Genomic DNA, 8,575 nt, shown 5'->3' on the forward strand with positions numbered 1-8,575 from the left:
GGTTACAACATATAAACTAATTATAATTAAGACCCCTGAGTTGAACGAACGTCATCACTTGCAAGAGTAATTAAGTAACCAGTAATCCATGGACCAATTATACCAGCTATACTTGAAATAGATACTAAGTTTTTCGGAATGATCAACCTTGGGATCGCAGTATTTAACGGTAATAAGCTTGTGTTCATTACTAATCCTACTCCTAAGAAAACATGCTAAAACTGGGGAAGATACAATCGTTGTCATTGCGTAAGAGGCCGAACCAACAAGTAATACTGTAACTAATACACGGTCATAAGATTTGATAATGCTTTTATTTTTCTTGAATAAGACGTCTGTAAATTTACCTGCACAAATTGCGAATACTGTACCTGCAATACCCATTCCAGCGAATATTAAGCTCATACTTTGTGGCTCAAGATCAACGATTTTTGTTAAGTAAGTTGGTGCCAATGTAAGAACCCAAGTTGTAATCCACATTGATACGAAACCTATAATAAAAAAAGATAATACAAACGGGTTGATTAATACTTTTAAAATATACTTGAACGGTACTTCCTTGTTAGAAGCTAAAGATTTTACGTCTTCGACCAGTGGTTGCTTCGGCTCGTCTCTCATAAAGAAGAAGAGTGCCCATGCAAAGCTTGCTACCCCAAACAATGCAAATGAATGCTGCCAACCTAAGTTTGTAATACCCATAACTATAAGTGATGCAGCTAAATACGTACCAACTGTTGTACCAGAAGTCATAATAGCTGTAGCGACACCACGTTGTGCACTAGTGAACCATCGGGCAAGGTGTACTAGGCAAAAACCGAGTGTACCACCATCGAAGAAACCTAAGACAACACGTAGTAAAATTAAGTGTGTTAACGTTTCCACAAAATAAGCGCTTGCAAATGAAATTGTCCATCCAGTAGCAATCATCATTAATAAATATTTTGTGTTGAAGCGATACGTTAATGTACCTAAAATAATACTTCCGACAGCATATGCAGCGAAGAAGCTACTTCCTACTAAACCAAACTGATCGTAAGATAAATTTAGTTAGACATGATTGGTTCTGCGGCTAATCCTAAAACTGATTTATCCGTATAGTTTAAAACAGATAGTAAGAATAGAAATCCTAATACAACCCAACGCATATAAAATCCCCCTTGTATTACCGTATTGTCACCATCCACATTGTTTCACAATTCAATTGTTAGATTTTTCCAAAAGTTCTCGAGATAATTCCACGACTCCATTTTTCTCCAAGACAAGTGTCAACGTTTTCAAAAAATTGTTAGGATAATTTCACACCTCCATTTGTTTTGCAAGAAACGCATTCATTCAGCATTATTTTTACTTTTTAAAAAGTGTATAATGGGAAAATTCTGAATACGAATCTTCCATGAAAAGAATTCTATTTAAAAAAAAGAGATTTACAAGAAAAAAAGAATGATACTAATTTGGGTTTGAAAGAGAACAAAAAAGAAAAAACTAAATTTCCATTCCAAAAAGTGAAGTTTTAAACATTAGGATATATTGATAAATTTGATTTTTTCTAAAAATTTTTCACAAAAAAAAATTTGGTTTAGTGTAAATTTTATTGTTTTTATCTGAATTTTCAATAAAAAATACAGTGATAAATTTAAATAGACTCATTTATGATTAAATCATTCGGTTAAGAATGGAGGAATTGGGATGGATGATCGTTTATTTAGAGATACAATGGGAAAGTTTGCTACAGGCGTAACAGTTCTTTTAACAGAATACGAGGAAGAAACACATGGAATGACAGCAAATGGTTTCATGTCAGTATCATTGGATCCGAAACTTGTCTTAATTTCTATTGGACATAAAGCAAAATTTTTAGAAAAAGTTTCACAGTCTAAAAAATATACAGTAAATATTTTAGCGGAAGATCAAGAGTATTATTCACGTCATTTCGCTGGGAAACCTGGTGAAGCAGTAGAATTTGAAACGTTAGCTGAGCTACCAGTATTAAAAGGGGCTATCGCTCAAATCGCATGTGAAGTCGTATCGGAACATGTAGAAGGTGACCATACATTATTCATTGGTAAAGTAGTAGATTTACGTCTTGAGGATAAAAATCCGTTATTGTTCTTCAGTGGTAAATATCGTCAATTGACTGAGGTAGAAACAGTTAAGCCATAAAAGGAGAATTGTCTATAAATATTCAAATAATGGCTGAAGCATTGCTTAGAGCAGAAATGTGAATATGGTTACGTGCGGTGGTCAGGCGACGATTCCAATCATTCATGCAATAAATAGTATTGTGCCTGTAGAATGTGCTGAAATTGTCGCAACAACCGCAAGTCTTTCTGCTGGCCCTGGTACACGCGCACATATCATGAATTTACAAAATGGTGCAGCGGACTATTTACCGGCATACGCTGGTAACTTAGATATTATGACGGCAGCTGCAGTGCAAGTTGGCAATGAAATTGCGCGTCATTTACAGCGCGTGAAGGAAGTTATCTCATGACATTAAATATTTTAGATGTATCGTTTACTGTTGAGTGATAATAAAGTTGTTTAATATTTCATGTGCAAGCGAAAAGACTAAAAAAATATAAGCCCTTCACCACTGCCGACCTAAGAAAGGATTTTTTTTAATAAACATTTTAAGATAAATGGATGAGTGATTAGGGGAATTTATATGATATTTATAGAGTTAGATGAAATAGAATACAGAATTAATCAACTGAAAAAAGAATTGATTCAGATTGCTGAAATAACTGGATTAAATAGCCGTGAGACCATTTATTGCAGTCAGAAATTAGACCAACTCATTACGATCCATCAAAAATCTTCTTATAAAGAAAATAGAAATATGTTGTTAAATGGTAATAAAGCCGTTTGAATATTAACATTTAAATAACTTTAATATCATTAGTTTTGAAATTTAATCTTCATGTTACGATCGAAATTAAACAACTTATTTTTTGTTTGCTATGAATTTAGAACTGTTTTATGCTAGTTAGACGCTTCGAAATTAAATGACTTTATTGTTACTGTACAGTTACGCGATGGAAGTCACTCTGTACGTCATATGTTTACAGAGGAACAAGTACGTGCAGCAGCAAAAGGTTTAAATGCAGCGGGTGTTCGCTATTTTGAAGTATCACATGGAGATGGCTTAGGTGGCTCTTCATTACAATACGGCTTGTCAGTAACTGATGAATTAAAGCTTATTGAAGTTGCTGTATCAGAATGTACAACTTCAGAAGTAGCTATGTTATTAATTCTTGGAATCGGTACAAAACAGGATTTAGAAAATATTTATATAAATTAATGGACACAGCAAATGATGTGATTGCACCAATAATGCAACAATCATAAGAAATAACTAGTAGTAGCTTAACTTTAGGTTATGCTGGCGTGTACTCAAGCTTCTTGCTACATCCACAAAAAGCTGCAAAACAATTTGGTGTCGATGAACGTGACCTTTTAATAAAAATCGGACAAATGAAGGCTGTTGGTGGACAAGAAGATTTAATTTATGAAGTAGCACAAAATTTAGCAAGGTAAAAGAAAAAGGAGAGAATCGCAATGAAGGTAATCTATGTGAATGCTAATAACTTACAAGAGATTAGACAATCATCTCCTAATGTAGCAATGGCGCTTGGTTATTTTGATGGTATGCATTTAGGGCATCAAAATGTAATTCAAACAGCTAAAGAAAAAGCAAAAACACAAAATTTATCACTAGCGGTTCTCTCTTTTTTCCCGCATCCAAAAAGTGTGTTATTTTCGGAAATGGAAATCTCATATCTAGAGCCACTAAAACAAAAAGTTGAAAAGTTAGAAAGGCTTGAAGTGGATATTTTTTATATCGTAGAATTTACAAAGGAATTAGCTAAAGTAGAAGCGAACGATTTTTTAGATGATTATATTATAGGTTTGAATGCTAAGGAAATTATTTGCGGTTTCGACTACACATATGGGGCAAAAGCAAGTGGTACTGTTAAAACACTGGCAGTTTATGCGGCTACACAGCAAGTAGGCCTAACTGTTGTCGAGGAGCTAAAGTGGAATAATCAAAAAATTAGTTCGACTTTGATTCGGAAGTACTTAACAGAACGAAAGCTTAGTGAATTACCGAATTTATTGGGAGACTTTTATAAAACTAAGTATTGTCAAAAGAATGGTATACTACCGAATTATTCGTTACCGAATGTAGGTAGTTATAAAGTATTGATTGAAGATCGACATTCTTTTATTGAGTGTGTTGCGACTGTAAAGTGTAAAAAAATATATTCAGATTCATCATGAAATGTCCACACTACCGAATTTATTAACGATACAATGGGTTGATCGATTCGAAACAATACCAAGTTGATTATTTAGCCTTTGATTTTACGTTGATAGTAGTTCATTTCTCCAATCATTATCTCTCTTTAAATTAGATAATTTTGGCAGAACCATTACTAAAATGGTTCTGCTTTTTTATTTTCGGTAATGAATATAGAACAGATTGGATTGATAAAATGGAAACGCTATAAAAGTAGTAGTAGCAAATCGTAGAGAAATGCTATTTGAGTATTCTGTGCATTAACAGGACTGAATATTACAACAGTAGCATTTTATTCACGTGAAGACAGTGGTTCATATTCATCGTTATAAAGCAGATGAATCGTATTTAGTTGGTGCTGGTAAAAAGCCAATAAATGCGTATTTAGATATTGAGGTAATCATTGCAATTGCAAAAAGTTGTGAAGCAGATGCAATACACCCTAGATATGGCTTTTATCGGAAAACTTAGAGTTTAAAAAGCGCTGCGAGCAAGAAGGGATCATCCTTATTGGGCCTGAATCGCGTCATTTAGATATGTTTGGCGATAAAGTAAAGGCACGTGAACAAGCTATCCAAGCAGATATTCCATCTATTCCAGGAATAGATGGGCCAGTTAAATCATTAGAAGAAGTAAAGCAGTTTGTGGATACATATGGTTATCCTATTATGATTAAAGCTGCCTAGGTGGCGGTGGACGAGGAATGCGTATGGTAGAAAATGCAGAAGATATTGCATCAGCATATGAACTGGCGAAATCTGAAGCGAAAGCAGCTTTTGGTTCAGATTAAGTATATGTTGAAAAGCATATTGCATAATGAAGTACAAATCATCGGTGATAAACATGGAAATATAGTACATCTATATGAACGAGATTGTTCAATTCAACGTCGGCATCAAAAAGTAGTTGAAATTGCGCCATCTATCTCATTATCATACGTAATAGAAGTTGTGAAGCTGCAGTAAAAATTTCCAAGGAGAGGAGCTAGTGGCTGAAATGACTGCAGCCATGTTGTACGGATTGGCCGGAATTGATAACAGTACTTTAGAGAATAGTGCAAGCTATATTGATTCATGGGTTAGAGTTTTTAAGAAAGAAACAGGTTAGTCTTGCAAGCAGCAGCACAAGCACAGAAAGCAGCCGATTATATTTTAGGAGAATCAAAGACAAATGAAAACTAAGGGGAAGCAGCAATAGATAAAATTACCAAAAAAGCACCGGCTGAAACATCATCCGGTGAAAGGGAGAATTTGTCTATGACTATTATACTATCTGATTTTTATAAAGAAGATAAAAGCAATTGAAATGGTAGGATTACAAGACGACCTTGAATATCATCTCCTATGGTTGTAAGCCTAAAAAAATATATATTCTACCATGTTTTGAAGCGATGAAAGATCAGTATAAACCAACAAAAAGTACGATGATTATATCCGTCTTAAGAGGATACAGAAAAAGGACCGGCTCGATCCGAGCCGGTGCCACTTCACGGATGGAGGAAAAAACATCCGCTTTTTCTTGATGGAAGCAGGCATCGAGCCTGTTTTATGATTGCGGGTGCAACCTAGAATCTTTGAAAGATCAAGCAGAGAAGTGAAGAAGCTTGGATCCATCATGAGGGCTTTATTTCCCTAAAAAAGGAAATTGAAATATTTTTAAAGAAATTAGTACCTTATAGATTAACGATGTAAAATATACAAATTAATAAATGTCCTACGAACGAAAGAAAAAAAGATAAAAGGTAGGAGCATATCTTTCTTTTGACGTACTTGTTTAGAAAGCGATTAGAGCAATTTCTTTTGATGGTATTAAGAATCTTAAAAAATGATGTAAAGGAGAGGAACTAAATTGAAAACTTGTCCATATTGCGGCAGCAACATCGAAAGAATAGATCAGCAACATTACTATTGTGATTTTTGTTGTATGAATATTGATGCAAGGATCGTTAAAGAGAATCGTGAGCGCCTAGATGCCCGTTTTCGCGAGTGTGCCTTGGCTGCTCACATTGATAAGACAACACCGGAAATCATGACGTTTTCCACCTTTGAGTTGCTATGTTTACTTAAAATGATACGAAAAGAGCGTAGTGACATGTATCATCATATGCATGTGTTTCGTCGGGCTGGTGAAGATGGCAGCAATGATTTTAAAGAAGCTGAAAAGAAATCTGGCCGGGATTACATGTACTTCACTAAAAAGGCATTTATCGTTGAAAATATCATTCGGTCCCGTTTAGGTTTTGTCCCCGAACAAATTACAGAACGTTATTTGGTAAGGTACATGGAAAACATTAAAAATGATAAAAAAACAGGCCCTATGATTATTCGGGTCCAACGGAAAAAAGGATATGATAAAACTTGATTATGTAAAATTTAAATAAAAGAAGCAATATAGCATGTATACCTAGTAGAGTAGAACGTTGTGAGGAATTAACTGTGCTTATTGTGAAGGCAAACGTCATTTTGAGAGTGAATAAGGAAAAAGGGGGAGATCTATTTAACCTTTCCTGTTCATACACAAATTGAGAGCCGTTGATGTATCAGAAAAAAGACCGCAAGGGCAGCGGTACAAGAATTTCGTGTATTTGAACTAAGTAATATCCCCACGTATTAAAGTATGCTCTAAAAAAAGTTTTGTTTGAGAAAGTATACAAAATTCTAAGGGAATTTTGCGAAATACAGCTAAAAAAGCCTAATAACATCTTTTAAAAGTATTTTTATTAACAATAATTATTGTATTACTATTTTGTTCCCGTCCGTTTCTTACGTAAATAATCAATCAGCGAAGAGATGATTCTTTCCTCTATGCCTTCATAGTTTGGTTCCATCAAAATGCGTTCGGAATCAAATAGATAGGCCTCTAAAAGATAAAGTATTCTTGTGGTTGCATACCCTCTTTTATTTTTTATCATTTCGTTCCATACAAAGGTTTCAAATTCTTTGGATTATCCTTTAGGTTTGATACATTCATGCAGCTGTGTTTTTTTGACTTCGATAAATCCTTCAAATAGATTTTTCCGTACGATTTCCTACTACATGGCTGCCCGAATGGATTCTATATTTATTTCCCTTTTTTCTTTCACAATATTTGTTGCATTACTTAGTTGGGTTTCATCCGGGATCCTTGTTTGAATAAAGGCGTATAAATCATCTTTCCTAATTATCCACCCTTCTCTTCGGGAAGCAGGTGGTATGCCTTTTAATACACCTTCTCGATGCCATCTTCGGACACTTTCTTTATGGCTCGTAATTTTATATCGTTTTAAGATGTCAAAAGTTGTTTCTACATTTTTCTTAACAAAAACATTTATTGTAATGGGAAACGAAAAATTCCTTAACTAAAAGCCAGCGGATTATTTTGGGTTTTGGGGGCTTGTACCTTATACGTTTAATTAAAATAATTGTGATTGCTTGTAATATATATGAAGAAAAAATAGAAACAATTAAAAATCATCTAACCAGAGTTCTTCAACATTGTGTCATTTTAAGCAGAACATTGCTAAATTTTAGTTAATCAAACGTTTGATTAAATTAAGTGCAGACAGTGACAATCAAGTAATATTACTATTTTTTGATTAAAAATCTTGTCGTCAATCGCCCCTGATAAAATGAGAAGATAAACAAATCACAAAATATGATTGTATCTATTTTTTTGACCTAATATCCCTAACATCAAGATTGGACCAATCATAAGTAGAGAAATTTCGAGATGGTGGATATTTGAAAAAGGGATTTAAGTAATTTTTTTGTGATGGATGCTAAGATGTTCGAAGGGTCCTTATCGGTTTAAACTATCTACAACTTGTTCTGTAGAGGAAAAGATAGAGAGCTTAGTAGTTTAATTTGAAAAAAAGTCGATTTCTTAACTTGGATTAAAACTTGATAGCCTCCACAACCAATACAAACCTCGAAAAGGAAATCCTCTTTGCAACAGAACATGAAAGTTTGCGTCTTAGCTTCGATGGAAGTGAGGGATTCTTTCTGTGAGAGAAAGACGTTGCTAGGCAAAAATGCAAAGAAATTACTTTTCTCCTTTGCTCATTCCAATGTAAAAATGGTGATAATTTACATTGTGTTGTAATATAAATGGTGTTAGTATGAAAAAGCTGATTCGTTAACAGCTTCGTTAAATACGAATACTTTTAATTAAGATGTTTCGTGGAAGTTGACATAAATGAATTGATGTGGTAAGATATTTTTTGTCGCTAATCAAGTTGATTGGCTAGAAGGATTGTTCTTTGAAAACTAAACAAACAAAAACGTCAACAATAACAAT

At 34.0% G+C, this 8,575-nt stretch carries 7 protein-coding genes and 4 pseudogenes; 9 read left to right on the forward strand and 2 right to left on the reverse strand.

Features of this window, described 5'->3' with window-relative positions:
• Positions 1-54: 54 nt before the first annotated feature.
• A pseudogene (locus JN080_RS21610) lies at positions 55-1,017 on the reverse strand (MFS transporter); the annotation flags it as partial.
• A gap of 669 nt (positions 1,018-1,686) precedes the next feature.
• On the opposite strand from JN080_RS21610, the gene JN080_RS21615 reads away from it, so the two are divergent.
• The 9 genes and pseudogenes from JN080_RS21615 (at position 1,687) to JN080_RS21650 (ending at position 6,661) form a co-directional block, all read left to right on the forward strand.
• Entirely contained in the window at positions 1,687-2,160 is a 474-nt protein-coding gene (locus JN080_RS21615; RefSeq protein WP_256238048.1) for a flavin reductase family protein, read from the forward strand.
• A gap of 52 nt (positions 2,161-2,212) precedes the next feature.
• A pseudogene (locus tag JN080_RS21620) lies at positions 2,213-2,491 on the forward strand (hypothetical protein); the annotation flags it as partial.
• Between the two features lie 174 nt (positions 2,492-2,665).
• On the forward strand, positions 2,666-2,869 hold the full coding sequence (locus tag JN080_RS21625; RefSeq protein WP_256238049.1) for an aspartyl-phosphate phosphatase Spo0E family protein: 204 nt from the start codon (positions 2,666-2,668) through the stop codon (positions 2,867-2,869).
• A gap of 189 nt (positions 2,870-3,058) precedes the next feature.
• Positions 3,059-3,537, forward strand: a pseudogene (locus JN080_RS21630) (hypothetical protein).
• Positions 3,538-3,558: 21 nt separating this feature from the next.
• On the forward strand, positions 3,559-4,281 hold the full coding sequence (locus JN080_RS21635) for an FAD synthetase family protein (RefSeq protein WP_256238050.1): 723 nt from the start codon (positions 3,559-3,561) through the stop codon (positions 4,279-4,281).
• A gap of 319 nt (positions 4,282-4,600) precedes the next feature.
• Positions 4,601-4,771, forward strand: coding sequence for a biotin carboxylase N-terminal domain-containing protein (locus JN080_RS29975; RefSeq protein ID WP_375141727.1), 171 nt, complete (start codon positions 4,601-4,603; stop codon positions 4,769-4,771).
• A gap of 65 nt (positions 4,772-4,836) precedes the next feature.
• Positions 4,837-5,265: pseudogene (locus JN080_RS29980) on the forward strand (ATP-binding protein).
• Between the two features lie 31 nt (positions 5,266-5,296).
• Positions 5,297-5,407 carry a hypothetical protein gene (locus JN080_RS21645; protein WP_256238054.1) on the forward strand — a complete coding sequence of 37 codons (111 nt, stop codon included), beginning with the start codon at positions 5,297-5,299 and terminating at the stop codon, positions 5,405-5,407.
• Positions 5,408-6,148: 741 nt separating this feature from the next.
• Positions 6,149-6,661 (forward strand): hypothetical protein, encoded by a 513-nt coding sequence (locus tag JN080_RS21650; protein ID WP_256238051.1) that lies wholly within the window; start codon positions 6,149-6,151, stop codon positions 6,659-6,661.
• Positions 6,662-7,040: 379 nt separating this feature from the next.
• On the opposite strand, the gene JN080_RS21655 is transcribed toward JN080_RS21650, so the two are convergent.
• Positions 7,041-7,211, reverse strand: a complete 171-nt coding sequence (locus tag JN080_RS21655; protein ID WP_256238052.1) for a hypothetical protein — start codon at positions 7,209-7,211, stop codon at positions 7,041-7,043.
• Between the last annotated feature and the right edge of the window lie 1,364 nt (positions 7,212-8,575).

It is taken from the genome of Bacillus sp. EB600 (assembly GCF_024494385.1).
In the GTDB taxonomy this organism is placed as follows: domain Bacteria; phylum Bacillota; class Bacilli; order Bacillales; family Cytobacillaceae; genus JAEVLT01.

Excerpts from the sequence above, each read along its gene's own strand:
- JN080_RS21645 (WP_256238054.1), top strand. The coding sequence starts at position 5,297 with ATGACTGCAGCCATGTTGTACGGATTGGCCGGAATTGATAACAGTACT.
- JN080_RS21635 (WP_256238050.1), top strand. The coding sequence starts at position 3,559 with ATGAAGGTAATCTATGTGAATGCTAATAACTTACAAGAGATTAGACAA.
- JN080_RS21655 (WP_256238052.1), bottom strand. The coding sequence starts at position 7,211 with ATGATAAAAAATAAAAGAGGGTATGCAACCACAAGAATACTTTATCTT.
- JN080_RS21625 (WP_256238049.1), top strand. The coding sequence starts at position 2,666 with ATGATATTTATAGAGTTAGATGAAATAGAATACAGAATTAATCAACTG.
- JN080_RS21615 (WP_256238048.1), top strand. The coding sequence starts at position 1,687 with ATGGATGATCGTTTATTTAGAGATACAATGGGAAAGTTTGCTACAGGC.